General features: G+C 72.2%; 20 protein-coding genes. 12 read left to right on the top strand and 8 right to left on the bottom strand.

Annotated elements, in window-relative coordinates; genetic code table 11:
* Positions 1 to 127: 127 nt before the first annotated feature.
* Positions 128 to 694, bottom strand: a complete 567-nt coding sequence (locus ACFVHO_RS25620) for a TetR/AcrR family transcriptional regulator (protein WP_385718984.1) — start codon at positions 692 to 694, stop codon at positions 128 to 130.
* 163 nt (positions 695 to 857) lie between these two features.
* Between ACFVHO_RS25620 and purB the strand changes: the two genes are divergently transcribed.
* The gene (gene purB / locus ACFVHO_RS25615) at positions 858 to 2,300 is read left to right on the top strand and encodes an adenylosuccinate lyase (protein ID WP_385718981.1); all 1,443 of its coding nucleotides are present in this window, start codon (positions 858 to 860) and stop codon (positions 2,298 to 2,300) included.
* A 57-nt stretch (positions 2,301 to 2,357) separates the two neighbouring features.
* Here purB and ACFVHO_RS25610 read toward each other — a convergent pair whose 3' ends face one another.
* Positions 2,358 to 3,143, bottom strand: a complete 786-nt coding sequence (locus ACFVHO_RS25610) for a DedA family protein (protein ID WP_385718978.1) — start codon at positions 3,141 to 3,143, stop codon at positions 2,358 to 2,360.
* 156 nt (positions 3,144 to 3,299) lie between these two features.
* Between ACFVHO_RS25610 and ACFVHO_RS25605 the strand changes: the two genes are divergently transcribed.
* Both ACFVHO_RS25605 and ACFVHO_RS25600 read left to right on the top strand, forming a co-directional pair.
* Positions 3,300 to 4,451 carry a sensor histidine kinase gene (locus ACFVHO_RS25605; protein WP_385718975.1) on the top strand — a complete coding sequence of 384 codons (1,152 nt, stop codon included), beginning with the start codon at positions 3,300 to 3,302 and terminating at the stop codon, positions 4,449 to 4,451.
* Positions 4,442 to 5,086, top strand: a complete 645-nt coding sequence (locus ACFVHO_RS25600; protein WP_385718972.1) for a response regulator — start codon at positions 4,442 to 4,444, stop codon at positions 5,084 to 5,086. The genes ACFVHO_RS25605 and ACFVHO_RS25600 overlap by 10 nt, the downstream gene beginning before the upstream one ends.
* Positions 5,087 to 5,146: 60 nt before the next feature.
* Here ACFVHO_RS25600 and lysA read toward each other — a convergent pair whose 3' ends face one another.
* Entirely contained in the window at positions 5,147 to 6,517 is a 1,371-nt protein-coding gene (gene lysA, locus ACFVHO_RS25595) for a diaminopimelate decarboxylase (protein ID WP_385718969.1), read from the bottom strand.
* Between the two features lie 286 nt (positions 6,518 to 6,803).
* A complete protein-coding gene (locus ACFVHO_RS25590; RefSeq protein ID WP_385718967.1) occupies positions 6,804 to 7,328 on the bottom strand; it encodes an SAV_915 family protein in 525 nt (174 codons plus the stop codon).
* A gap of 210 nt (positions 7,329 to 7,538) precedes the next feature.
* Between ACFVHO_RS25590 and ACFVHO_RS25585 the strand changes: the two genes are divergently transcribed.
* On the top strand, positions 7,539 to 8,390 hold the full coding sequence (locus tag ACFVHO_RS25585; RefSeq protein ID WP_385718964.1) for an endonuclease/exonuclease/phosphatase family protein: 852 nt from the start codon (positions 7,539 to 7,541) through the stop codon (positions 8,388 to 8,390).
* 235 nt (positions 8,391 to 8,625) lie between these two features.
* Here the strand turns inward: ACFVHO_RS25585 and ACFVHO_RS25580 are convergent, their stop codons facing one another.
* On the bottom strand, positions 8,626 to 9,309 hold the full coding sequence (locus ACFVHO_RS25580; protein ID WP_385718961.1) for a response regulator: 684 nt from the start codon (positions 9,307 to 9,309) through the stop codon (positions 8,626 to 8,628).
* A 727-nt stretch (positions 9,310 to 10,036) separates the two neighbouring features.
* Here ACFVHO_RS25580 and kdpB point away from each other — a divergent pair.
* The 7 genes from kdpB to ACFVHO_RS25545 all read left to right on the top strand — a co-directional run bounded on the left by kdpB (position 10,037) and on the right by ACFVHO_RS25545 (position 20,843).
* Positions 10,037 to 12,199: a potassium-transporting ATPase subunit KdpB gene (kdpB, locus tag ACFVHO_RS25575; protein WP_385718958.1), complete on the top strand. Its 2,163-nt coding sequence runs from the start codon at positions 10,037 to 10,039 to the stop codon at positions 12,197 to 12,199.
* Positions 12,200 to 12,623: 424 nt separating this feature from the next.
* Positions 12,624 to 13,433 carry an SDR family NAD(P)-dependent oxidoreductase gene (locus ACFVHO_RS25570; protein WP_385718955.1) on the top strand — a complete coding sequence of 270 codons (810 nt, stop codon included), beginning with the start codon at positions 12,624 to 12,626 and terminating at the stop codon, positions 13,431 to 13,433.
* 231 nt (positions 13,434 to 13,664) lie between these two features.
* Complete coding sequence (locus ACFVHO_RS25565) at positions 13,665 to 14,510, top strand: GNAT family N-acetyltransferase (RefSeq protein ID WP_385718952.1); 846 nt, start codon at positions 13,665 to 13,667, stop codon at positions 14,508 to 14,510.
* Positions 14,511 to 14,665: 155 nt separating this feature from the next.
* A complete protein-coding gene (gene mutA / locus ACFVHO_RS25560) occupies positions 14,666 to 16,519 on the top strand; it encodes a methylmalonyl-CoA mutase small subunit (RefSeq protein ID WP_385718949.1) in 1,854 nt (617 codons plus the stop codon).
* Positions 16,516 to 18,750, top strand: a complete 2,235-nt coding sequence (scpA, locus tag ACFVHO_RS25555; RefSeq protein ID WP_385718946.1) for a methylmalonyl-CoA mutase — start codon at positions 16,516 to 16,518, stop codon at positions 18,748 to 18,750. Before mutA ends, scpA begins: the two co-directional genes overlap by 4 nt.
* A gap of 12 nt (positions 18,751 to 18,762) precedes the next feature.
* Positions 18,763 to 19,797, top strand: a complete 1,035-nt coding sequence (meaB, locus tag ACFVHO_RS25550; RefSeq protein ID WP_385718943.1) for a methylmalonyl Co-A mutase-associated GTPase MeaB — start codon at positions 18,763 to 18,765, stop codon at positions 19,795 to 19,797.
* The gene (locus ACFVHO_RS25545) at positions 19,794 to 20,843 is read left to right on the top strand and encodes an enoyl-CoA hydratase/isomerase family protein (protein ID WP_385718940.1); all 1,050 of its coding nucleotides are present in this window, start codon (positions 19,794 to 19,796) and stop codon (positions 20,841 to 20,843) included. The genes meaB and ACFVHO_RS25545 overlap by 4 nt, the downstream gene beginning before the upstream one ends.
* A gap of 46 nt (positions 20,844 to 20,889) precedes the next feature.
* On the opposite strand, the gene ACFVHO_RS25540 is transcribed toward ACFVHO_RS25545, so the two are convergent.
* The 3 genes from ACFVHO_RS25540 to ACFVHO_RS25530 form a co-directional block, all read right to left on the bottom strand.
* On the bottom strand, positions 20,890 to 21,345 hold the full coding sequence (locus ACFVHO_RS25540; RefSeq protein WP_385718937.1) for a hypothetical protein: 456 nt from the start codon (positions 21,343 to 21,345) through the stop codon (positions 20,890 to 20,892).
* Positions 21,346 to 21,531: 186 nt separating this feature from the next.
* Complete coding sequence (locus tag ACFVHO_RS25535) at positions 21,532 to 22,275, bottom strand: ABC transporter permease (RefSeq protein ID WP_385719183.1); 744 nt, start codon at positions 22,273 to 22,275, stop codon at positions 21,532 to 21,534.
* Positions 22,272 to 23,219: an ABC transporter ATP-binding protein gene (locus ACFVHO_RS25530; protein WP_385718934.1), complete on the bottom strand. Its 948-nt coding sequence runs from the start codon at positions 23,217 to 23,219 to the stop codon at positions 22,272 to 22,274. Before ACFVHO_RS25530 ends, ACFVHO_RS25535 begins: the two co-directional genes overlap by 4 nt.
* A 108-nt stretch (positions 23,220 to 23,327) precedes the next feature.
* On the opposite strand from ACFVHO_RS25530, the gene ACFVHO_RS25525 reads away from it, so the two are divergent.
* Positions 23,328 to 24,566 carry a sensor histidine kinase gene (locus ACFVHO_RS25525; protein ID WP_385718931.1) on the top strand — a complete coding sequence of 413 codons (1,239 nt, stop codon included), beginning with the start codon at positions 23,328 to 23,330 and terminating at the stop codon, positions 24,564 to 24,566.
* Positions 24,567 to 24,569: the final 3 nt, after the last annotated feature.

Here is a 24,569-nt window from a genome sequence, read left to right as displayed (position 1 = left end):
GCCCGTTTCCAACCCGAAGAAAGAGTGGTCAATCACTCACACTTTGCCTCGAAAGAAAGGCCACGCATGCGTGACCTCTCGTGTCGCCACGACCTCCGCGGCGACACCGCGGCGGCGCTACGACCGTTCAGTAATGCCTGATGCCCGCCAGAAGCGTCCTCGTCCACGGCGCGTCCACTTCGAGCGCACCGATCGAGACCGCCACATTGCACAGGAATCCCCTGGCGAAGAACTCCTGCACCTCGTCATCCCGCGCCCCGGAGGCGGACCGCACATACTCCACGAGCCGTGCGTACATCCCCTGCACCGCCTCCCTGATCTCCGGCTCACCGGCCGCACAGTTGGCGTGCATCAGCACTTTCAGCAGGTCCTCGCGGTCCGCGATCAGGCGGGCGTACTCATCCCCCATCGCATACAGCACCTCCGCCGGATCCGCGCTCCCCACCTTCGCGACCGACTCGCCGAGCCGCTCACGGATCAGCCGCGAGACATCCTCGACCACGGCCACGAACAGCGCCTGCTTGTCCGGGAACAGCCGGTACAGATACGACTGCGAGATCCCGGCACCCTTGGCGACCTCCGTCGTGGACGTCCCGTAGTACCCGCGCCCCGCGAACACCTTCGCCGCGGTGGCCAGAACCTCGCCTCTGCGCGCCTCCGCCGTGGACAGTTGCCGCGCCTTCGTCGTACCCATGTGAGTAATAGACCACTCACACACCCATCTCGTCAACCCTTCACCGACCCCCGCTCCAGGCCCACACCTCCGATCCGACCTCCTCCCCACCCGGCCCCTTGTAGCTTCCGACGACGACAGCCATGGCGCTGGCCTGCAGAAACCGCCAGTAGAATGGCCGACTGTGACTGCTGCGCCTGCAAAGCCCCGTATCCCGAACGTCCTCGCCGGGCGTTACGCCTCCACCGAGCTCGCCCTGCTCTGGTCGCCCGAGCAGAAGGTGAAGCTGGAGCGCCGCCTCTGGCTCGCCGTCCTGCGCGCGCAGAAGGACCTCGGCATCGATGTGCCGGACGCCGCGATCGAGGACTACGAGCGCGTACTCGACCAGGTCGACCTGGCCTCCATCGCCGAGCGCGAGAAGATCACGCGCCACGATGTGAAGGCCCGCATCGAGGAGTTCAACGCCCTCGCCGGTCACGAGCACGTCCACAAGGGCATGACCTCCCGCGACCTCACCGAGAACGTGGAGCAGTTGCAGGTCCGGCTCTCCCTCGAGCTGGTCCGCTCCCGCACGGTCGCCGTCCTCGCCCGCCTCGGCCGCCTCTCCGGTGAGTACGCCGAGCTGGTCATGGCCGGCCGCTCCCACAACGTCGCCGCCCAGGCCACCACCCTCGGCAAGCGCTTCGCCACCGCCGCCGACGAGCTGCTCGTCGCCTACCGCCGCCTGGACGACCTCCTCGGCCGCTACCCGCTGCGCGGCATCAAGGGCCCCGTCGGCACCGCCCAGGACATGCTCGACCTGCTCGGCGGCGACGCCGAGAAGCTCACCGAGCTCGAGGGCCGCATCGCCACCCACCTCGGCTTCGACCGCGCCTTCACCTCTGTCGGCCAGGTCTACCCCCGCTCCCTCGACTATGAAGTGGTGACGGCGCTCGTACAGCTCGCCGCCGCCCCGTCCTCGCTGGCCAAGACCATCCGTCTGATGGCCGGGCACGAACTGGTCACCGAGGGCTTCAAGCCCGGCCAGGTCGGCTCGTCCGCGATGCCGCACAAGATGAACACCCGCTCCTGCGAGCGCGTCAACGGCCTCACCGTCATCCTGCGCGGCTACGCCTCCATGACCGCCGAGCTGGCCGGCGACCAGTGGAACGAGGGCGACGTCTCCTGCTCCGTCGTACGCCGCGTGGCCCTGCCCGACGCGTTCTTCGCGCTGGACGGCCTCCTGGAGACCTTCCTGACGGTCCTCGACGAGTTCGGTGCGTTCCCCGCCGTCGTCGCCCGTGAACTGGACCGCTACCTGCCGTTCCTCGCCACGACCAAGGTGCTCATGGCGTCGGTGCGGGCCGGTGTCGGCCGCGAGGAGGCCCACGAGGCCATCAAGGAGAACGCCGTCGCCTCCGCGCTCGCCATGCGTGAGCAGGGCGTCGAGCGCAACGAACTCCTGGACAAGCTCGCCGCGGACTCCCGCATCCCGCTGGACCGCGCCCAGCTGGACGAGCTGATGGCCGACAAGCTCTCGTTCACGGGCGCCGCCAGCGACCAGGTCGCCGCGGTCATCGCCCAGATCGAGGCGGTCCTCAAGGAGCACCCCGAGGCCGCGGCCTATACGCCGGGCTCGATTCTCTGAGGCATTCCCGCGCGGGCCGTGGCTCGCGCGCCGGGTGGGGTTGGGGCCGGGCAGGTCCTAACTCCTCGCCCGGTGCGCGCCACGGCCCTTGCGTATGCGGACCACCACGAACGCGACCACGGCCAGGGCGACCACACCGAGGACCCCCTTCGAGTACAGGCCGACGGCATCCGTGACCTCGTGCCAGCGGGAGCCGAGGACGTAGCCCAGCAGGACGAACACGCTGTTCCACAGCAGGCTGCCGACGGTGGTCAGGCCCAGGAACAGGGGCAGCGGCATCCGTTCTATGCCTGCCGGTATCGAGATCATGCTGCGGAAGATCGGGATCATGCGGCCGAAGAACACGGCCTTGGTTCCATGCCGTTCGAACCACGCCTCCGTTTTCTCTATGTCCGCCGTCTTCACCAGCGGAAGGCGCGCGGCGATGGCGACGGTGCGGTCGCGGCCGAGCAGCCCGCCCACCCAGTACAGCGCGAGCGCCCCGACGACCGAGCCGACCGTGGTCCACAGCAGCGCCGCGAGCAGGCTGAACTTTCCCTGGCTCGCCGCGAACCCGGCGAGCGGCAGGATGACCTCGCTGGGCAGCGGCGGGAACAGGTTCTCCAACGCGATCGCCACTCCGGCGCCGATCGCGCCGAGGGAGTCCATGAGGTCGGCGGCCCAGCCCGCTATACCGCCCGCGGGGGCGTCTGCGGGCGCGGCCGCGTATATGGCGGAGCGGACGGATCGAGCGGGCTCGGACGCGGCCGAGGTGGCGCTCGCGGTCACGGATGAAGCCATGGCCGAGGCCGCCGCGGTGGATTCATACGCGGCGCCGAGTGAGTGCGAAGCGGTGAGGATCATGTCTTCGACGGTACGAAACCCGCAGGCCACGGCGGTATGGGGGCCGCCGCACAGTTGCGCTGCGGACCGCCGCAGACCCTCTCTGCGGACTGCCGCAGACAGCTTTGCGGTTTTCCGCAGTCCGCTGCGCGCATCGCTCGGCTAGCGTCATTGATCATGCGAAACTTTCTCGCCCGCCGACTACGCGTCGCCGCCGGGGTCCTGCTCGGATCCCTCAGCGCCGTCGCCGAGTTGGCCATGACGCTCGCGTCCGGGCTGTGGCTGCTCGTCACGCTCGGGCGGTCCGCCGACGACCGCCGCGGCGAGACACAGATACTCGCGGCCGCCCGCTGGTGGGCCGAGGTGCAGCGCCGTCGGATGGCCCGCTGGTACGACACCGGCACCGCGGACCTGGCCGCGCCGCTGACCGGCATGCCCGCGTTGTCCTATGTGGCCACGCGCTGGACGGTGGGGCTGCTGGGCGGTGTGGTGCTGCTGGCCGCGGCGATCGGCGCCGGCTATGCGTCACTGCTGGTGTGGGGCTGGTTCCTGGTCGACATCGACCAGTGGCCGCTGGCCATCGCGCCCGCCACGTTCGGCGGTCTCTTCCTGCTCTTCCTGTGCATACAAGGGGTGCACGCGGTGGCGCTGATGGACGAGCACCTCATGCGCCACTTCCTCGGCCCCAGTGACCGCCAGACCCTGGAGCGCCGCATCGGCGAGCTGGCCAAGAGCCGGGCAGGCGTCGTGGAGGCCGTCCACGACGAGCGCAGACGCATCGAGCGGGACCTGCACGACGGCGTCCAGCAGCGCCTGGTCGCGCTGGGCATGCTGCTCGGCCGGGCCCGCCGCACCCCGGACCCGGAGAAGTCCTCGGAGCTGCTCCGGCAGGCCCACGAGGAGTCGCAGCAGGCGCTGGTGGAGCTCAGGGACGTGGCGTGGCGGGTGTATCCGGCGGCGCTCGACGAGGGCGGACTGGCCGCCGCGCTCGAAACGGTCGCCGAGCGTGCCGCGATACCCGTCCGGCTCTCCTGCGAGCTGCGGGACACCCCGCCGCCGACGGCGCAGGCGGTCGCCTACTTCGTCGCCGCCGAAGCCGTGACGAACGCGGTCAAGCACTCCGGTGCCGGACAGGTCACCGTGCGGGCCGACCGTGCGGGTGAGCTGCTGCGACTGCGGGTCGAGGACGACGGCAGGGGCGGGGCCGATGCGTCGGGGAGTGGGCTGCTCGGCCTGAGCCGGAGGATCGCGGCGCTCGACGGTACGTTGTCGGTGGCCAGCCCGGCCGGAGGTCCCACCGTCATCACAGCGGAGCTGCCATGCGCGTAATACTCGCCGACGACTCGACGCTGCTGCGGGAGGGTCTGGCCCGGCTGCTCGCCGAGGAGGGACATGAGGTGACGGCGTCCGTGGGGGACGCACAGGCTCTGCTCGAGGCGATTGCCGCCGACCCGCCGGACGCCGCCGTGGTGGACGTGCGGATGCCGCCGACGCACACCGACGAAGGGTTGCGGGCCGCGTTGGAGATCCGGAAGAACTGGCCGGACACGGGTGTCCTGGTGCTGTCGCAGTATGTCGAACGGCGGTACGCCACCGACCTGTTGACCACGGCCACGGAGGGAGTCGGATATCTGCTCAAGGACCGGGTCGTGCAGGTCGACGAGTTCCTGGACGCGCTCGACCGTGTGGGCGCGGGCCGGACGGCCTTCGACCCGGAGGTCGTACGCCAGTTGCTGACGTTCAGCAGCAAGGTGGACCCGTTGCAGCGGCTGACCGACCGGGAGCGGGAGGTCATCGCCAAGATGGCGCAGGGGCATACGAACGCGGCCATCGCGAATCAGTTGCACGTCTCGCAGAGCGCAGTCGAGAAGTATGTGAACGCCATCTTCGACAAGTTGGAGCTGACCGAAGCCACCGGCTACAGCCGCCGTGTGCTGGCGATCCTGCGCTTTCTCGGCTCGTGACGCCGACGGGGCGGGTGCCCGGCCGCGCCGCCGTCCGGCCTTGAGAGCTCAGGATCGCGGTTAGAGGCCGACGTCGCGGCTGCGGAAGTCGTCCAGGGACTCGCGGCGTACGAGAAGTCGGGCGTGGCCGTCGGCGACGGCGACCACCGGGGGCCGGCCGACGAGGTTGTAGCCGGAGGCCATCGACAGGTGGTAGGCGCCCGCGACGGGGACGGCGAGGAGGTCGCCGGGCCGGGTGTCGGAGGGGAGTTGGATGTCGGCGGCGAGCACGTCACCCGCCTCGCAGTGTCGGCCGACGACGGTCACGGGTGCGGACGCTGCGGAGGAGCGGCGGCCGATGAGGCGCGGCAGATAGCGCACGCCGTACAGCGCGGGGCGTGGGTTGTCGCTCATGCCGCCGTCGACGGCGACGAAGGTGCGGTCGCTGGTGCGCTTGACCGACAGGACGCGGTAGAGGGCGACGCCTGCGGGGCCCGCGATGGCGCGCCCGGGCTCGACGGCCAGGCGGGGTAAGGCGAGGCCGGCGGCGGCGCAGCTCTCGGCGAGTTCGGCGCGCACCTTGCGGGCGAGGGTGGTGATGTCGAGGGCGTCCTCGCCGGGGCGGTAGGCGATGCCGTGGCCGCCGCCGAGGTCCAGTTCGGGGAGGGTGATGCCGTGGTGGTCCTTGATGCGGGCCATGAGCCCGACGAGGCGGCGTACGGCGCACAGGAACGGCTTGTCGGAGGTGATCTGGGAGCCCAAGTGGCAGTGCAGGCCGACCAGTTCGAGGCCGGGCTGGTCCAGGATGCGGGCGATGGCGTGCTGGGCGGAGCCGTCGGTGATGGACAGGCCGAACTTCTGGTCGTCCGTGCCCGTCTGGATCTTGCTGTGGCCGCCTGCGGCGATGCCGGGGACGACGCGGACCAGGACCTTCTGGCGGCTTCCCGGGGGTACGGCCGCGGCGAGACGGGCGATCTCCGAGGCGCTGTCGATGACGATGCGTCCGACGCCGAGGCGCAGGGCGGCGCGCAGGTCCTCGGGGCTCTTGGCGTTGCCGTGCAGGACGATGCGTGCGGCGGGGAAGCCGGTGGTGACGGCCAGTTCGAGTTCGCCGGCGGAGCAGACGTCGAGGCCGAGGCCCTCCTCTGCGACCCAGTGCGCCATGGCGCGGCACAGGAAGGCCTTGGCCGCGTACAGGACGTCGGTGTCGGGGAAGGCGTGCAGATAGGTGCGGCAGCGCTCGCGTACGTCGGCCTCGTCGAGGAGGTAGGCGGGGGTGCCGAAGCGGTCGGCGATGTCGGTGAGCGGTACGCCGCCGACGGCCAGGTCTCCGTGCGCGAGCCACGTGGTGGAGAGCGGCCACACGGTCAGGTCGTCGGCCGCGTCCATGGGCGGGGGGTCGACGGCGACCGGAGGGTGGCCGGGTGTCGCGGGGATGTCCGCAAGGGTCATGGCTGGCTTCTCTTTTCGCCTCGTCGTCTTCACGTCGTCCTGGTCTCGGGCTGCGGAGACCGTGTCGTCCGGGGTGCGGGAACCCGGTTCTCAGGTGAGGGAACCGGGTCCTCGGGTGCGGGTGCGCTGCCGTCGGGCGGGGTGCGTTGCCGTCGGACACGGGAGCAGTGTCCTCGGGCGGGGTGCACCGCCGTCGGGTGCGGGTGCGCCGCCGTCGAGTGCAGGAGCACTGCCCTCGGGTGCGGGGGCGCCGGGAGCGCTGCCCTCGGCCCGTGGGAACGCTGGTTCAGCCGATCCAGGCGGTCAGTGCGCCGACGAGCGCCGCCGCTCCGGTGACGCGCAGCGCGCCGACGGCCTGCGGGTCCCAGTCGCGCCAGTGGGAGACACGCGGGGCGGTGTCCGCGGAGGCGGCGACGGGCCGGGGCGCGGCGGGTGTGAGCCGTGGGGCGGACGAGGCGGGGGTGCGGCGGGGAGCCGAAGGGTCCTGGGTGCGGCCGGTGGTCGAGGGGTGGTTCGCGGCTGCCGGGCCGGGCGTCAGGCAGGGGTCGACGGTGACCCGAGGGACGCCGAGCGGTTCGGTGAGCGCGCGCAGGGCGGGTACGGAGAGCCGGATCCAGGGCTGCCGGGCGCCGAGTTCGTCGGTGAGGCGTTGCGGTGTCGTGAAGGCGACGGCTGTGCGGCCGCCGACAGGGGTGCGGAACAGGCGGGCGACACAGCCCGCGGGTCCCGGCCGGACGGGAACGAACAGCGGTCCGGCCGGGCCGCGTTCGCAAGGCTCGGGGTCTTCTCCGCACACCAGTTGCTGCGTCATGGGATTCCTCCTTGAGGAGCCTCGGCAGGCCCTCGTAGGGTTGGGCGGTCGCCGTGGATCCGGTGGCGGGCACCGGGCACACAGTGACGGTATGCCCGGCACGGGGTGTCAACCGACCGGAAATGACGAGCCGTTGACGGTGATTCCGCGCACGCTGACACTCTGCTGACGCGTGACCCGGCCCAGGAACCCGGACGAGTGGGGACGTACGTGCGCATAGTGACGTGGAACGTTTGGTGGCGATACGGGCCCTGGGAGCGGCGGCAGAAGGCGATCCTCGCGGTGCTGCGCGAGCTGCGGCCGGACGTCGTCGGCCTGCAGGAGGTCTGGGAGCGGGGTGGCGAGAACCTCGCCGGGTGGCTCGCGGACGAGCTGGGTCTGCACTGGACGTGGGAGGCGTCGCGGGCACCCGGGCGGTGGCAGCGGCGGATCGGCGATCCGGAGGTGGCCATCGGCAACGCGGTCCTCAGCCGGTGGCCCGTCCTGGACCGGGCCGTCGCACAACTGCCGCCGCCGGACGGGGAGGAGGACGACGGCCGTCTCGCGTTGTACGCGCGGCTGGCGGCGCCGGGCCGGGAAGTACCGTTCTTCACCACGCATCTGACGTCGGCGCCGAGCCAGTCGGCGACGCGGTGTGCGCAGGTCGCGAGGCTCGCCGGGTTCGTGGCCGAGCACCGGGGCGGCACCGCGTTCCCGCCCGTCGTCACGGGTGACTTCAACGCCTGGCCGGACTCGGACGAGATCCGGCTCCTGGGCGGGTATCGCACGGCGCCCGCGGTGCCGGGGCAGTCGCTCCTGGACGCCTGGGAGTACGCCGAGCCGGGCGCGGCGGCCGCCACCTGGGACGCGACGAACCCGTATGTGGCGCCCTCGTACGACCCGAGCGTCCGGATCGACTACGTCCACGTCGGGCCACCGGGCCCCGGCGGCCTCGGCGCGGTGCGCGAGGTGCGGCGCGCGGGCCACGGCCCGGTCGACGGCGTCTGGCCGTCCGACCACGCGGCAGTGGTGGTGGACCTGCGGGACAGCGGGACGACGGTCGACGGAGCCGCGCAGCCCTGACCTCAGCGGGACCGCCGGCAGGAGCGCCGACCGCACCCCGCAGGCGCGGCGACCAGCCCCCGCACGCACGGCGACCGGCCCTCGCCCCCCAGGGCAACCAGCCCCCGCACGCCGGGCGGCGAGCCATCGCACGGGGCGACCGTCCTCGCGCACCCGACGCCCAACCCTCCCGCACCTGACGCCCGCCCATCCCACACCCGGCGCCCAGCCCTCCCCGCACACCCGACACCCGGCCCTACCCCTCGAACCGATACCCCATCCCCGGCGCGGTGATCAGATGCCGAGGGTGCGCCGGATCCGGCTCCAGCTTGCGGCGCAGTTGCGCCATGTAGACCCGCAGGTAGTTGGTCCGCGTGCTGTGAGAGGGGCCCCACACCTCGCCGAGCAGCTGCTGCTGGCTGACCAGGCGGCCGCGGTGGCGGACCAGGACCTCCAGGAGGTGCCACTCGGTGGGGGTGAGACGCACGGCGCGGCCGTCGCGTAAGGCCTTCTTGGCGAGCAGGTCGAGGGTGAAGCCCTCGGTCTCGACGAGGGCGGAGGCCTCGCCGCGCTCCACGGTGCGGGTTCTGCGGGCGGCGGCCCGCAGCCGGGCGAGGAGTTCGTCCATGCTGAACGGTTTGGTGATGTAGTCGTCGGCGCCCGCGTCGAGCGCCGCGACCTTCTCGTCGGAGGCCTGGCGGGCGGACACGACGAGGATGGGAGCGCGGCTGAAGCCCCGCAGCCACCGCACCACGTCGATGCCGTCCATGTCGGGCAGCCCGAGATCAAGGAGGACCACGTCCGGCGGGCGCGCCGCCGCGAGACGCTGGGCCGTGCCCCCGTCGACCGCCGCGTCCACCTCGTACTTGCGTGCCTTGAGGTTGATCTCCAGAGCCCGTACGAGCTGCGGGTCGTCCTCGACCACCAGCACCCGGGTCATCGGTGTGCCGCCTCCTGAAAGTGCGTGCGGGCCGAGCCCACAGATTGTGCGGTCCTCTGAAGCAAAGCGCCCACCAGCGGGTTCGCCGTCTTTCTTGACGCCTCCCATACGGCGGCCGGGACACCGTTGACGCCTCTCTTACGTTTTGGCCACGGTTCGTTCACAGGGTCGCCGCGCACCGCAGGAGCTGATCATTCCGGTGGACGGTGGTTGCCAGTCGCAGCCCGGTCGGCTCAACCACAGGGCGCCCAGGGCGGCTTGGGCCCGGAAAGGCCCGGCGTGGCGGCGAAGTCGTCGTACAGGCGAATCAGGCGCATGCGGACGCCCGGCCCGCGGCCCCCCTCTGAGCCGCGGGTCGGGACGTCCCTCTGGACGGACGACCGGATCCTGATGTGTGGCGGGCACAGCCCGGGCCCCCGCAACTGGACTGTGCGTACTGCCGGCGGTGATCGTCACGCGCCCCACGGCCTCACATCACGGACTCGTTCGTCCGTTCCCCCGTGGTGATCAGTCTTGGGTCCTCCGTGGCGCTTCCCGGTTTTGTTGACGCCCCCTTTATGCGCCACCAGGCCTTCTTGACGCATGCTTGACGGATGTTCAAGACGCCCTGTCAGGGGGTCGTAAATTCCCTGCTGCGAAGGTGATTTGGCGAGGTCGGGGCCGCTAGCTTCCTCTCCGCACGGCCGCGCTCCGTGGCCGCTCCCCCACCAGAAAGTCACCTTCGCCGATGCTTCCCGCCGCCCCGCAGCAGGCTCCCCAGGTACCCGAGAGCCAGTCGTCCGGGCGAAGTCCCGAGAACCGTCACGGCCGTCGGCGCGTCCGCCCCGGCGGCCTCGTCGATCCCGTGCAGGTCCTGAAGTCGTTCCCCGACGCGCTGCACAAGCTGCGCCCGCGCGCGCTGGTCAAGAACCCCGTGCTGTTCGTGGTGGGCTGCGGCGCGGTGATCACGACGGGGACCGCGGTGTTCGACCCGTCGGTGTTCTCGTGGATCATCAGCGTCTGGCTGTGGCTGACGCTCGTCTTCGCGAACCTCGCGGAGGCGGTGGCGGAGGGCCGGGGCAAGGCGCAGGCGCTCGCGCTGCGCAAGGCGCGCACGGACACGGTCGCCCTGCGGCTGCGGCACAACTGGCGGGTGGGCACGGATCTGCGGGACGCGGAGACGGAGGCGGTGGCGGCGACCGAGCTGCGGCCCTTCGACTTCGTCCTGGTCGAGGCGGGCGAGCTGATCCCGGCGGACGGCGATGTGGTCGACGGGGTCGCGGCGGTAGACGAGTCCGCGGTCACGGGTGAGTCGGCGCCGGTGATCCGGGAGTCGGGCGGCGACCGCAGCGGTGTCACGGGCGGTACGACGGTGCTGTCCGACCGGATCGTCGTGCGGGTCACCTCGCGCTCCGGGCACTCCTTCCTGGACCGGATGATCTCCCTCGTCGAGGGCGCGGCACGGCAGAAGACGCCGAACGAGATAGCCCTCAACATCCTGCTCGCGGCGCTCACCATCGTCTTCGTGCTGGTCGTCGTGAGTCTGCAGTCGATGGCTTCGTACGCGGACGCGGCGCAGCCCACGACCGTGCTCGTCGCGCTCCTCGTGACGCTGATCCCGACGACGATCGGCGCGCTCCTGTCCGCCATCGGCATCGCGGGCATGGACCGGCTCGTACAGCGCAACGTGCTCGCCATGTCGGGCCGCGCGGTCGAGGCCGCGGGCGACGTGAACACGCTGCTCCTCGACAAGACCGGCACCATCACCCTCGGCAACCGCGAGGCCGACGCCTTCATGCCGCTGCCCGGCGTCGACGAACTGCACCTGGCGGACGCCGCCCAGCTGTCGTCGCTGGCCGACGACACGCCCGAGGGCCGCTCCATCGTCGTGCACGCCAAGAACAAGTACGGGCTGCGCGCGCCCGCGCAGGGCGAGCTGGCCAACGCGCAGTTCGTGGAGTTCACCGCGCAGACCCGGATGAGCGGCATCGACCTGCGGTGGGACAACGGCGCCGCCTGCACCATCCGCAAGGGCGCGGCCAGTCAGGTCATCACCTGGGTGGAGCTGCGCGGCGGTCAGGTCCCGCCGCAGGCCCGGATGTTCGCCGACTCCGTCGCCGCGGCCGGTGGCACGCCGCTGCTCGTCACCGTGCACGACTGGGACGGGCCACGGGTCCTCGGTGTGGTCCAGCTCAGGGACGTGGTGAAGAACGGCATCAGGGAGCGGTTCGCCGAGCTGCGCCGCATGGGCATCCGCACCGTCATGATCACCGGCGACAACGCGCTCACGGCACGCGCCATCGCCCGGGAGGCGGGCGTGGACGACTTCCTCGCGGAGGCCACGCCCGAGGACAAGCTCGCCCTGATCAAGAAGGAGCAGGAGGGCGGAAAGCTGGTCGCGATGACGGGTGACGGCACCAACGACGCCCCGGCGCTCGCGCAGGCCGACGTCGGCGTGGCCATGAACACCGGTACCTCGGCCGCCAAGGAGGCCGGGAACATGGTGGACCTGGACTCCAACCCGACCAAGCTCATCGAGATCGTGGAGATCGGCAAGCAGTTGCTGATCACCCGCGGCGCCCTGACCACCTTCTCGATCACCAACGACGTCGCGAAGTACTTCGCGATCATCCCGGCGATGTTCGCGGGGGCCTATCCGGGCCTGGAGTCCCTGAACATCATGGGGCTGCACAGCCCGAAGTCCGCGATCACCTCGGCGATCATCTTCAACGCCCTCATCATCGTGGCGCTGATCCCGCTCGCCCTGCGCGGCGTCCGCTACACACCCGCGTCCGCGCACGACCTGCTGCGGCGCAACCTGGCGGTGTACGGACTCGGCGGCCTCGTCCTGCCCTTCCTCGGCATCAAGTTGATCGACCTGCTGGTGTCGACGGTCCCGGGCCTCAGCTGACGCCCGTTCCCTGAGACCGCCCGATCCCTGGGACCGACCATTCCCTGGGACCGCCCGTTCTCTGGGACTGACAGTTCCCTGGGACCGATTCCCGGACGTCCGGGGAGGGCCTCCCGCCGCCCCTCCCCGGACGTCCCCCGCGGGGCCCGTATCAGGGCCCCGTCAAAGCCCGTGGGCAGCGCTTGAAGCCCAGCTCACGGGCCAGTTAGATGGTCGACGTGAACTGCTTCGTGCGCCATGACGACCGGCCGCCTCATACGGCGGTGCCGGTCTCGCGCCCTGTTCACAGCACGGTGCGCTGACGCCGCACCGCACCCTCCTCCGCCGTGACCGGCGCTCCTGACGAGCGCGCACGGCCTCTTCGTATCGCATGCCGGGCCCTCGTCGAGGGCTTCTGCGGCATGCCTCCACCACGGGATCAGACATGTCTTCTGCCTCTCTGTCCGGGCGCACCGCGCTCGTCACCGGAGCCACCTCCGGCATCGGCTACGAGACCGCGCGTCTCCTCGCCGAGCGCGGCGTCACCGTGCTCGTGCACGGCCGTACCGCCGACGAGGCCCAGGCCGCCGTCGACAAGCTCATCGCCATGGCCGGTGTCGACGCCTCGAAGCTGCGTGCCCTCGCGGCCGACTTCACCCATCTGGAGGAAGTCGAGCGGCTCGCGGAGCGCGTCGTCGCCGAACACCCGCATCTGGACGTCCTGGTGAACAACGCGGGCATGGCCGCGCCGGAGCGCCACACCATCACCGCCGACGGCAACGAGATCGCCTTCCAGGTGAACTTCCTCGCCCACTTCCTCCTGACGGGCCTCCTCGAGCCGTCCCTGACGAGTGACCCCGGCGGCCGCGTCGTCAACGTCTCCTCGTCGCTGCACCGCACCGCGTCCATCCAGTGGAGCGACCCGAACCGCGCCCGCCGCTACTCCCGCCTGGCCGCCTACGCCCAGTCGCAGCTCGCGCTCACCGTCTTCGCCGCCGACCCGCGCGTGACCGCCGTGTCCGTGCACCCCGGCGTGTGCGACACCGCGCTCATGTCGCTGTACGCCAACGAGGGCACGTCGGCCGCCGAGGGCGCCGCGCACGTGGTGCGCCTGTGCGACCCGGCCACCGAGATCGTCAACGGCGCGTACTACGACCGCGCCGAGCGGGTCGAGCCCGCCGCGGCCGCCCAGGAGGACCGCACCGTCAAGCGTCTCAACAAGCTCGCCGCCCTGCTGGTCGGCCACAACTCTTGAAGGGGTCGAACACCCAGATGTCCAAGCGCGCACGCAAGAAGAGGGCCCGTCGCAAGAAGAAGTCCAACCACGGCAGCAAGGCGGGCCAGGGCTAATCTGCCGCCACCCGGTCAGCGGTGCGGTCCTCCCGATCCGGAGGGCCGCACCGCTGATCTCCGTGGCAGCACCGCTCGGTCACCTGGCACCACCCCAGCCGTCCCACCCTCACCAGCGTTCCCGGAGGACAGCCCCGTGATCCCGCTCCCGCAGCACCGACTTCCCGCCCTCACCAGCTGGTTCACCGCCGGGGCCCCCGGAACGGCCGCGCTGCCCGAGCACGTCCGCACGCACGGCACCGGCCAGTGGTGGGCCGACCGCGCCGACGCGCCGCGCGCCCTCGCGGTGTCCTGCGCCGGTCACGTCCTGCTCGGCGGCGACCCGCGTGCCGTCTCCCCGGACGGCCTCGCCCAGTTCACCGCCGGCCATGTGGTGGCCTCGGCGCGGTTCCTGCCCGTGCTCGGTGCCGCCTTCGACCGCCTCGTGCCCGACGAGCGCATGGTCTACGTCCACCGGGAGCACGTCGCCGCGCCACGGCCGCCGCGCGGGGTGCGGGTGCGCCGGGTGACGGGCGACGACACCCTCGCGCTCGCGGCCCTCTGGCCGGACTCCGACTGGATCCACGCCAGTTGGGGCGGCCCCGCGGCACTCGCCGCATCCGGGCACGCCGTCGCCGCGTTCGACCGCGGCGACCGGGTCGTGGCCGTGGCGTGCTCCTACTTCGCGGGCGACGCGTACGAGGACGTCGCCGTGGCCACCGCGCCCGAGCACCGCCGCAAGGGCCTCGCGCACGCCTGCGTCGCCGCCCTCACCGCGGACATTTCGGCCCGCGGCCGCACCGCGAGCTGGTCCTGCGCCCGCGACAACCGACCCAGTCGCCTGCTCGCCTGGACCGCCGGATTCCGCTTGCATCGCGAGTACACGCATTACGTCACCGGCGGCGCCCCGCGCGGCATCGGCGCCGATGTCCGCGAAACCGTCGTACAGGGGTCGGTCCCGCCCCAGGCCACACCGCGAATGCCGACGAAAACCCCTGCTTGAGGGCGTGCGGCGGACCGATACGACCCCTAGGAAACCCCTATATATTACCCGCTGGTAATAACTTGCGGGCCGTCCGAGTTCAAGACCGACGGGGAGAGTGCAAGGTCACAGCGGTGCCCGGGCATCGGGCCCTGATTGAGCCCTAGCATCGGAACATGACGGTCCTGCCTGACGACGGGCTTTCCCTGGCCGCCGAGTTCCCTGATGCGACCCATGAGCAGTGGCAGCGCCTGGTGGAGGGCGTACTGCGGAAGTCGGGTAAGGACGTATCGGGAGCGGCGGCGGAGGAAGCGCTGTCCACCGCGCTCGAGGACGGGCTCAGCACCCGCCCCCTGTACACCCCCCGTGACGCCGTGGCCGACGTCGGCCATCCGGGTTTCGCCCCGTTCGTACGCGGCGGGCGCGCCGCGGGCGGTGCCGCGACCGGCTGGGACGTACGGCAGCGGCACTCGACAGGCGACCCGGTCCGCACGAACGAATCGGTCCTCGCCGACCTCGAGAACGGCGTGACGTCGCTGTGGCTCACCCTCGGCCCCGATTCGCTGCCCGTCTCCGGCCTGGAGCGGGCCCTCGACGGCGTCTATCTGGACCTGGCCCCCGTCGTGCTCGACGCCGGAGCCGATGTCGAGCCCGCCGCCGGTGAGTTGCTGCGCCTGATCGAGGCCGCGGGCGTCGCCAAGGACGCGGCGCGCGGCAACCTCGGCGCGGACCCGCTGGCCTACGAGGCGCGCACGGGCACGGAGTTGGGGACGGAGGCGGCCGTCGATCTCGCGCGGCTGTGCGGCCGTGAGTACGGCGGCCTGCGCGCGCTCACGGTGGACGCGCTGCCGTACCACGAGGCGGGCGGATCGGCCGCGCAGGAGCTGGGCGCGTCCCTGGCGACGGGCGTGGCCTATCTGCGGCTGCTCACCGGCGCGGGCCTCACCCTGCGGGAGGCGTGCGCGCAGCTGGAGTTCCGGTACGCGGCCACGGCCGACCAGTTCCTGACCATCGCCAAGCTCCGCGCGGCCCGGCGCCTCTGGGCGCGGGTGGCGGAGGCGAGCGGCGACGTCGACGCGGGTGCGCAGCGTCAGCACGCGGTGACCTCGCCGGTGATGATGGCGCGCCGTGACCCGTGGGTGAACATGCTGCGCACGACCGTGGCCTGCCTGAGCGCGGGAGCGGGCGGCGCGGACGCGGTCACGGTGCTGCCGTTCGACCACTCGCTGGGCCTGCCGGACGCGTTCGCGCGCCGCATCGCCCGCAACACCTCGACGATCCTCCTGGAGGAGTCGCACCTGGCCCGGGTCATCGACCCGGCGGGCGGCTCGTACTACGTGGAGCGGCTCACCGACGAACTGGCGCACGCCGCCTGGGACTTCTTCCAGGAGATCGAGCGTGCGGGCGGCCAGGCGGCGGCCCTGCGCTCCGGCATGATCGGCGACCGGCTGGCGGCGACCTGGGCGGAGCGCGGCAAGAAGCTCGCCAAGCGCCGCGAACCCATCACGGGCGTCAGCGAGTTCCCGAACCTCGCCGAGAAGCCCGTGGAACGCGAGAGCGCGCCCGCAGGGCCGACGGGCGGCCTGCCGCGGGTGCGGCGCGACGAAGCGTACGAGACCCTGCGCGCCCGCTCCGACGCCCACCTCGCCGAGACCGGCGCCCGCCCGAAGGTGTTCCTGGCCGCGCTCGGCCCGGCCGCGGCGCACACGGCCCGTGCCACGTTCGCCTCGAACCTGTTCCAGGCGGGCGGCATCGAGGCCGTGCACGACCCGGTCTCCGTGGACGAAGGAAGCGCCGCCGACGCCTTCCGGGCCAGCGGCGCGCGCGTCGCCTGCCTGTGCTCCAGCGACGCCCTGTACGCGGACGAGGCGGCCGCGGTCGCCGCCGCGCTGAAGTCGGCGGGCGCGGAGCGGGTATTCCTCGCGGGACGGCCCGGTGAGTTCGGGGATGTCGACGCCTATGTCTTCGCCGGCTGCGACGCCGTGGCCGTGCTCACCTCCACCCTCGACCTCATGGAAGTGGCGCCATGACGATCCCCGACTTCTCCGGCATCGGCCTGGAGCCGGACGCGGCCCCGCGGGGCTGCGCCGAGCAGTGGCGGGCCGCGGTCGAGTCGGCCACCGGCAAGGACGCGGACGACCTGCTGTGGGAGACCCCGGAGGGCATCGCGGTCCAGCCGCTGTACACGGGCGCCGACCTGGAGGGCCTGGACTTCCTGGGCACCTACCCGGGCGTCGCGCCGTATCTGCGCGGTCCCTACCCGACGATGTACGTCAACCAGCCCTGGACGATCCGGCAGTACGCGGGGTTCTCCACCGCGCAGGAGTCCAACGCCTTCTACCGCCGCAACCTGGCGGCGGGCCAGAAGGGCCTGTCCGTCGCGTTCGACCTGCCGACCCACCGCGGCTACGACAGCGACCACCCGCGGGTGACCGGTGACGTCGGCATGGCGGGCGTGGCCATCGACTCGATCTACGACATGCGGCAGCTGTTCGACGGGATCCCGCTGGACAGGATGACCGTGTCGATGACGATGAACGGCGCGGTCCTTCCCGTGCTCGCGCTGTACATCGTCGCCGCCGAGGAGCAGGGCGTACCGCCGGAGAAGCTGGCGGGGACCATTCAGAACGACATCCTCAAGGAGTTCATGGTCCGCAACACCTACATCTATCCGCCGAAGCCCTCGATGCGGATCATCTCCGACATCTTCTCGTTCACCTCGCAGAAGATGCCGCGCTACAACTCCATCTCGATCTCCGGCTACCACATCCAGGAGGCCGGTGCGACGGCCGATCTGGAGCTGGCGTACACGCTCGCCGACGGCGTCGAGTACCTGCGGGCGGGCCGGGAGGCGGGCCTGGACGTGGACGCGTTCGCGCCGCGCCTGTCGTTCTTCTGGGCGATCGGCATGAACTTCTTCATGGAGGTCGCCAAGCTCCGCGCGGCGCGCCTGCTGTGGGCGAAGCTGGTCAAGCAGTTCGACCCGAAGAACGCCAAGTCCCTGTCGCTGCGCACCCATTCGCAGACCTCGGGCTGGTCGCTGACCGCCCAGGACGTCTTCAACAACGTGACGCGCACCTGCGTGGAGGCGATGGCGGCGACGCAGGGCCACACGCAGTCCCTGCACACCAACGCCCTCGACGAGGCCCTGGCCCTGCCCACGGACTTCTCGGCGCGCATCGCCCGCAACACCCAGCTGCTGCTCCAGCAGGAGTCGGGCACCTGCCGGGTCATCGACCCCTGGGGCGGCAGCGCGTACGTGGAGAAGCTGACGTACGACCTGGCGCGCCGCACCTGGCAGCACATCCAGGAGGTCGAGGCCGCGGGCGGCATGGCGCAGGCCATCGACGCGGGCATCCCGAAGCTGCGCGTCGAGGAGGCCGCCGCGCGCACGCAGGCCCGCATCGACTCCGGGCGGCAGCCGGTGATCGGCGTGAACAAGTACCGCGTGGACAGCGACGAGCAGATCGAGGTTCTGAAGGTCGACAACTCCTCGGTGCGCGCCCAGCAGATCGAGAAGCTGCGGCGGCTGCGCGAGGAGCGCGACGAGGCCGTCTGCCAGGACGCGCTGCGCAAGCTGACCGCGTCGGCCGAGCGCGGCTCGGGCCCCGGCCTGGAGGGCAACCTTCTCGCGCTCGCGGTCGACGCGGCCCGCGCGAAGGCGACGGTCGGTGAGATCTCCGACGCCCTGGAGAAGGCGTACGGGCGGCACGCGGGCCAGATCCGTACGATCTCCGGTGTGTACCGCACCGAAGCAGGCCCGTCGCCGTCCGTGGAGCGCACTCGCGCGCTGGTGAAGTCCTTCGAGGAGGCCGAGGGCCGCCGCCCGCGCATCCTGGTCGCCAAGATGGGCCAGGACGGCCACGACCGCGGCCAGAAAGTCATCGCGACCGCCTTCGCCGACCTGGGCTTCGACGTCGACGTCGGCCCGCTGTTCCAGACGCCCGCCGAGGTGGCGCGGCAGGCCGTCGAGGCGGACGTGCACATCGTGGGCGTCTCCTCGCTGGCCGCGGGTCACCTGACGCTGGTCCCGGCGCTGCGCGCGGAGCTGGCCGCCGAGGGCCGCGAGGACATCATGATCGTCGTGGGCGGCGTGATTCCCCCGCAGGACGTCGAGGCGCTGCACGAGGCGGGCGCGGCGGCGGTGTTCCCGCCTGGCACGGTCATCCCGGACGCGGCGTACGACCTGGTGCGGCGGCTCGCCGTCGGGCTCGGCCACGAACTGCCCGGCGAGGCCGCTTCCGGCAGTGGCGAGCAGTGAGCCGCTGAGTCCATGGCACCGAGGATCGATCTCGACACTTATGTGAAGGGCGTACTCGACGGCAAGCGCGCGCACATCGCGCGGGCGATCACGCTCGTGGAGTCCACCAGGGCCGAACACCGCGTGCTCGCACAGCAGTTGCTGACGCAGTTGCTGCCGCACTCGGGGCGGGCGCGGCGCATCGGCATCAGCGGCGTCCCGGGGGTCGGCAAGTCGACGTTCATCGACGCGCTCGGCACGATGCTGACGTCGCTGGGCCATCGCGTCGCGGTGCTCGCCGTCGACCCGTCGTCGTCGCGGACGGGCGGCTCCATCCTGGGCGACAAGACCCGGATGGAACGCCTGGCGGTGGACCCGATGGCGTTCGTGCGGCCCTCGCCCACGGCGGGGACGCTCGGCGGCGTCGCGAAGGCGACCCGGGAGTCCGTCGTGGTGATGGAGGCGGCCGGGTACGACGTGGTGCTCGTGGAGACCGTCGGCGTCGGCCAGTCCGAGACGGCCGTGGCGAACATGGTCGACACGTTCCTGCTGCTCACCCTCGCCCGCACCGGCGACCAGCTGCAGGGCATCAAGAAGGGCGTCCTGGAGCTGGCGGACGTGATCGCGGTCAACAAGGCGGACGGGCCGCACGAGCGGGACGCGCGCTCGGCGGCACGCGAACTGGCGGGCGCCCTGCGGCTCATGCACCCCTCCGACGCCGCCTGGACGCCGCCCGTCCTGAGTTGCAGCGCCCGCGAGTCCAAGGGCCTCGACACGCTCTGGGACCGGCTCGAACAGCATCGCGCGCTCCTGGACTCCACCGGCCGCCTCGCCGCGAAACGCCGTGACCAGCAGGTCGACTGGACGTGGACGATGGTCCGCGACGAGCTCCTCGGCCGACTGCACGCCCACCCCGATGTGCGGCGGCTCGCGCCGGACCTGGAGGCGCGGGTGCGCGAGGGGACGCTCACGGCGACCCTGGCGGCGGAGCGGATCCTGGACGCGTTCCAGGGGGACAAGCGCGACAAGCACGATAACGAGGACGACAAGGGCGAGGGAGCTCAGTGAGTCACGACGCACCGCCGGTCCTCACGCGGGTCGAGGGCCGCGCGGGCCGTATCGTCCTGAACCGGCCCCGCGCCCTGAACGCCCTCGACCACCCGATGGTCCGCCTCATCGACGAGGCGCTCACCGCGTGGGAACACGACGACGGCGTCCGCACGGTGGTCGTGACCGGCGCCGGTGAACGCGGCCTGTGCGCGGGCGGCGACATCCGGGCGGTGCGCGACGACATCCTCGCGGGCGGCGGCGCGGCGTCGGCGGCGTTCTGGCACGACGAGTACCTGCTCAACGCCCGGATCGCGCGCTACCGCAAGCCGTATGTGGCCGTGATGGACGGCTATGTCATGGGCGGCGGCGTCGGGGTCTCGGCCCATGGCGACGTGCGCGTCGTCACCGAGCGGTCCCAGGTCGCCATGCCCGAGACGATCATCGGCTTCGTCCTCGACGTCGGCGCCACGTACCTGCTGACGCGGGCGCCGGGCGAGCTCGGTACGCATCTGGCGCTGACCGGCACGTCGGTGGGCGCGGGCGACGCGCTGCTGTGCGGCCTCGCCGACCACTACGTGCCGTCGGAGCGGCTCGCGGACTTCACGGCGGCGCTCGCGGACACGGACGTGACGGACGCCGTGCGGGCGTACGCGACGGCCGCCCCGGAGGGCGAACTCGCCGGGCGCCGCGCGTGGATCGACTCCTGCTACGCCGCCGACACGGTGGAGGAGATCGTCGACCGTCTCCAGGCCTGCGGCGAGCGGGCGGCGAAGGAGACCGCCGAGATCCTGCTGTCGCGCTCCCCCACCGCGCTGAAGGTCACGCTGGCCGCGCTGCGCCGGGCGCGTGCTCTCGGGTCCCTGGAGGAGGCGCTCGCCCAGGAGTACCGCGTGTCGTGTACCTGTCTGACGGCGCCGGACTTCCCCGAAGGCGTGCGGGCCCAGGTCGTCGACAAGGACCGTGCCCCGAGGTGGGCACCCGCCGACCTCGCGTCGGTCACCGAGGCGGACGTGGAGCGGTTCTTCGGGCCGGGTGCGTACGGGGAGTTGGGGCTCGGTTCCTGAACGGAGGCGGCCGCGTGCCCGGACGGCCCCCACCCCGTGCCGCGTGCTACGGCGGGTCGACCTCCGTGATCACGGCGAGGAGCTGGACCGCGAGGCGCTCGCCCCAGCGGGCGACCCCCAGGGCTATCCAGTGCCCGTCGGACCGCCACAGGTGGAGGTCGGGGACGGACTCGCTGAGCGTGGCCCACGGGTCGGGGACCGACGCGCCCGCGCCGTCGGCCTTCTCGGCCATCAGGCGGACGAGGACGCCGGTCAGGCCGAAGGCCCGCGGCGCGCCCCAGCGCTCGGTGAGGAGCGCCCGCAGGGCGTCGCACTCGGCCTCGCAGCGCGCCTCCGTCTCCTCGTGCGCCGTGCCGTCGTCGTCCCACAGCTGGTCGTACGTCGACAGCTCCGCGACGTGGAAGCCGGGTCCGCCGTAGCCGTGCTCCGACCTGCCGGGCGCCGCGGGGAAGTCCCGGGCACGCAGCAGGTCGATCGCGGCGAGGTGGTCTGCGCTGCTCATGGCTTCCAGTAAAGCCGCTGCCGCTGACAATGGGGCGTCCGTCAGGCGTCGGAGGCCTGACGGGGCCTCAGCGGCCCGCGCCCGCGTCGCGTGTCTCCACGCGTCCGGTTTCGTCGCGCGTCGTCACGCGTCCGCGCCTCGTCACGCGTCCCGTCTCATCACGTCACGCGCCCGCGACTCGTCGCGTCACGCGTCCCGCCTCCGCACCGCCCACCACCCGGCGGCCAGCGACGCCGCCGCCCACAGCGCCGTCACCCCGAGCCCCGGCCAGGGCCCGAGCATCCCGTCCGGGGCCTCGTGCAGGATCTGCTGCCCGGCCCGGTCGGGCAGGAACTGGGCCGCGCCGCCCGCCATGTCCCCGAGCACGAACGGGACGATCAGGGTGAACGGGATCAGCACGCTGAGCACCGCGACGCCGCTGCGCAGCACCGCCGCGAGGCCCGCCGCGAACAGCGCCATCAACGCGAGGTAGACGCCGCCCCCGACGCATGCGCGCACCGCCCCGGGGTGACCGAGGCCAATGGCGTCGTCCCCCAGGAAGGCCTGGCCGCCGAGGAACGTGGTGAAGCTGGTGACGAGCCCCACGAGGAGGGCCGCCGCGCCCAGGACGGCGGTCTTCGCGCCGTAGAAGAGCCCGCGGCGCGGCACGGCTGCCAGCGAGACCCTCAGCGCGCCGTTGACGTATTCGGAGCTGACGGCCGTGGCGCCGAAGCTGATGGCGGCGACCTGCCCGAAGTTGAACGCGTAGAAGGCGTCGAAGAGGGGTTCGGCGTCGGCGTTGTCGGCCTCCGCGCCGCCGACGGTGGCGAAGACGAGGACGGTGATGGCGACGGTCGCCACGAACACCGCGATGAGCGAACCGACGCTCCCCCGCAGCGACTTGATCTTGATCCATTCGGAGTGCAGCACGGCGGACGTGGACACGGTCAGGCCTCCTGGAGGGGGGTGGGCGCCGAGGAAGACGCAGCGGACGCGGAGAACTCCGTCTCGGCGGCGGTGAGCGCGAGGTACGCCTCCTCCAGGGAGGCCTCCTCGTCGGCGAGTTCGAGGATCGGCACGCCCGCGTCGGCGGCGAGCCTGCCGATCTCCTCGGCCCGGACGCCGTCGACCGTCCAGCGGCCGTCGTCCGTCGCGGTCAGCTCGTGCCCCGCGCGGGCGAGCGCCGCGCGCAACCGGGCCGGGTCGGTGGTGCGCGCCCGGACCCGGGGCCGGCTGTGCGCCTCGATGAACTCCCGCATCGGGGTGTCCGCGAGCAGCCTGCCGCGGCCGAGGACCACCAGGTGGTCGGCGAACGTCGCGGTCTCGTTCATGAGGTGGCTGGACACCAGGACGGTGCGGCCCTCCCGGGCCAGACCGCGCATCAACTCACGGATCCAGATGATCCCTTCGGGGTCGAGCCCGTTGGACGGCTCGTCCAAGAGCACGACGGCGGGGTCCCCGAGCAGCGCGGCGGCGATCCCGAGGCGCTGCCGCATGCCCAGGGAGTACGTCTTCACGCGGCGCCCCGCGACGGCGGACAGGCCCGTCTCCTCCAGGACCTCGGCCACGCGCGCCGGGGCGATCCCGTTGCTCACGGCGAGCGCGAGCAGGTGGCTGCGGGCGGTGCGGGACCCGTGGGCGGCCTGCGCGTCGAGCAGGGCGCCGACCTGGCGGAGCGGTTCGTCGTACGCCGCGTACGGGCGCCCCCCGACGGTCGCGGTGCCGGACGTGGGCCGGTCGAGGCCGAGCACGAGGCGCAACGTGGTGGACTTTCCGGCGCCGTTGGGGCCGAGGAAGCCGGTGACCTGGCCGGGGCGGACGCTGAACGTCACGTCGTCCACCGCGCGGGTGGTGCCGTACTCCTTGGTGAGCTGTTGGACGTCGATGCTGGTCATGGGGACAGCGTCGCGGCGCGGGCGGGCCTGTGGCCTCCCCCGCCCGGGGAGATCGTCTCCCCCGCACGGGGGAGCCGTGCCCCGCGCGGGTGCTGGCACGATGACGGCATGCCCCGCTTCCTGCGACCGCTCTACCGCGCGGTTACGTACACCCGCTGGCTGCACGTCCTCGTCGGCTGTGTCGCCGGGCTGACGTGCGCGTCGGTCTACGGGATGTCGGACGCGCGGGTCCTCGACGTGTTCGTGGGGTTCTTCGTGCTGCCGGTCCCGCTGGGGATCGCGGCCGGTCTGGTGCCGGCGATGCGCCGGGCCGAGGGGCTGCAGGCGCGCCTGATGCTGTTCCCCGGCGCCCACGCGCGCGGGGCGGCCGGTCCGCACGACACGGAGCCCACCGGCCCCGGTGTCTCCGTCATGCCGTCGGCCTCCTGGAACGAGCGGTACCGCACGGCGCTCTGGCTGGTGCTGCGGATCGAGGCCGGATCCGCGACGGCCTTCGTGACGTGGTTCCTCATGGGGCAGACACTGGCGTTGATCGGCGCGACGGCGCAGGAGCGCACGGCGGATCCGGCGCTGTACTTCCCCGTGCTGGCCGACGGCCCCTGGTGGACGGACGCGCTGCTCGTCCCCGTGCCGCTCCTGATCCTCCTCGGCTTCGTGGTGGCGGTGGGGCACTTCATGACCGCTGTCGCCGGGCGCCTCCTCGGGCCCTCCCCCGCCCAGCGACTCGCCGCCCTGGAGGAGCGCACCGAGCAGCTCCTGGAACGCAACCGCATCGCCCGCGAACTGCACGACTCCATCGGGCACGCGCTGACCGTCGCGGTGGTCCAGGCGGGCGCCGCGCGGGCGACCGCCGACCCGGCGTTCACCGAGCGCGCCCTGGAGGCCATCGAGGACACCGGCAGGCACGCCCTGGAGGACCTGGAACGGGTGCTCCGGGTGCTGCGGGAGGACGGGCGGCCCGGGCGCGAGCGGCCGACGCTCGTGGACGCCGACCGGCTCCTGGACTCCGCGCGCACGTCGGGCGTGAAGGTCGAGGCCGAGGTGACGGGCCCGGTGGACCGGCTGCCGGGGCCGGTGTCGCGCGAGGGCTACCGCATGCTCCAGGAGTCCCTGACCAACGTCCTGCGGCACGCGGGCCCTGTTCCGGTACGCGTCCGGGTCACGGCCGACGACAGTCTGCTCACGCTCGACGTGCGCAACGCCCTGTCGGGGCACGGGACGCCCACGGGGCGCGGCGGCAGCGGCCTGCGCGGGATCAGGGAGCGGGCGACGCTGCTCGGCGGCAGGGCGCACACGGGACCGCACGAGGGCGACTGGCGGGTCCGCGTCGAACTGCCCCTGGCGTAGCGG

Origin of the sequence: Streptomyces sp. NPDC127108 (assembly GCF_042677545.1) — a bacterium.
Lineage (GTDB): Bacteria > Actinomycetota > Actinomycetes > Streptomycetales > Streptomycetaceae > Streptomyces.
The sequence above is the reverse complement of the archived record's forward strand: the minus strand, read 5'-3'. Positions and strand labels throughout refer to the sequence as shown.

Bases quoted from the DNA above. Each gene is read 5' to 3' on its own strand.
- ACFVHO_RS25620 (WP_385718984.1), bottom strand. From the start codon at position 694: ATGGGTACGACGAAGGCGCGGCAACTGTCCACGGCGGAGGCGCGCAGA.
- ACFVHO_RS25610 (WP_385718978.1), bottom strand. From the start codon at position 3,143: ATGATCCTCACCGCTTCGCACTCACTCGGCGCCGCGTATGAATCCACC.
- ACFVHO_RS25605 (WP_385718975.1), top strand. From the start codon at position 3,300: ATGCGAAACTTTCTCGCCCGCCGACTACGCGTCGCCGCCGGGGTCCTG.
- ACFVHO_RS25600 (WP_385718972.1), top strand. From the start codon at position 4,442: ATGCGCGTAATACTCGCCGACGACTCGACGCTGCTGCGGGAGGGTCTG.
- lysA (WP_385718969.1), bottom strand. From the start codon at position 6,517: ATGACCCTTGCGGACATCCCCGCGACACCCGGCCACCCTCCGGTCGCC.
- ACFVHO_RS25590 (WP_385718967.1), bottom strand. From the start codon at position 7,328: ATGACGCAGCAACTGGTGTGCGGAGAAGACCCCGAGCCTTGCGAACGC.
- ACFVHO_RS25580 (WP_385718961.1), bottom strand. From the start codon at position 9,309: ATGACCCGGGTGCTGGTGGTCGAGGACGACCCGCAGCTCGTACGGGCT.
- kdpB (WP_385718958.1), top strand. From the start codon at position 10,037: ATGCTTCCCGCCGCCCCGCAGCAGGCTCCCCAGGTACCCGAGAGCCAG.
- ACFVHO_RS25570 (WP_385718955.1), top strand. From the start codon at position 12,624: ATGTCTTCTGCCTCTCTGTCCGGGCGCACCGCGCTCGTCACCGGAGCC.
- mutA (WP_385718949.1), top strand. From the start codon at position 14,666: ATGACGGTCCTGCCTGACGACGGGCTTTCCCTGGCCGCCGAGTTCCCT.
- scpA (WP_385718946.1), top strand. From the start codon at position 16,516: ATGACGATCCCCGACTTCTCCGGCATCGGCCTGGAGCCGGACGCGGCC.
- meaB (WP_385718943.1), top strand. From the start codon at position 18,763: ATGGCACCGAGGATCGATCTCGACACTTATGTGAAGGGCGTACTCGAC.
- ACFVHO_RS25540 (WP_385718937.1), bottom strand. From the start codon at position 21,345: ATGAGCAGCGCAGACCACCTCGCCGCGATCGACCTGCTGCGTGCCCGG.
- ACFVHO_RS25530 (WP_385718934.1), bottom strand. From the start codon at position 23,219: ATGACCAGCATCGACGTCCAACAGCTCACCAAGGAGTACGGCACCACC.
- ACFVHO_RS25525 (WP_385718931.1), top strand. From the start codon at position 23,328: ATGCCCCGCTTCCTGCGACCGCTCTACCGCGCGGTTACGTACACCCGC.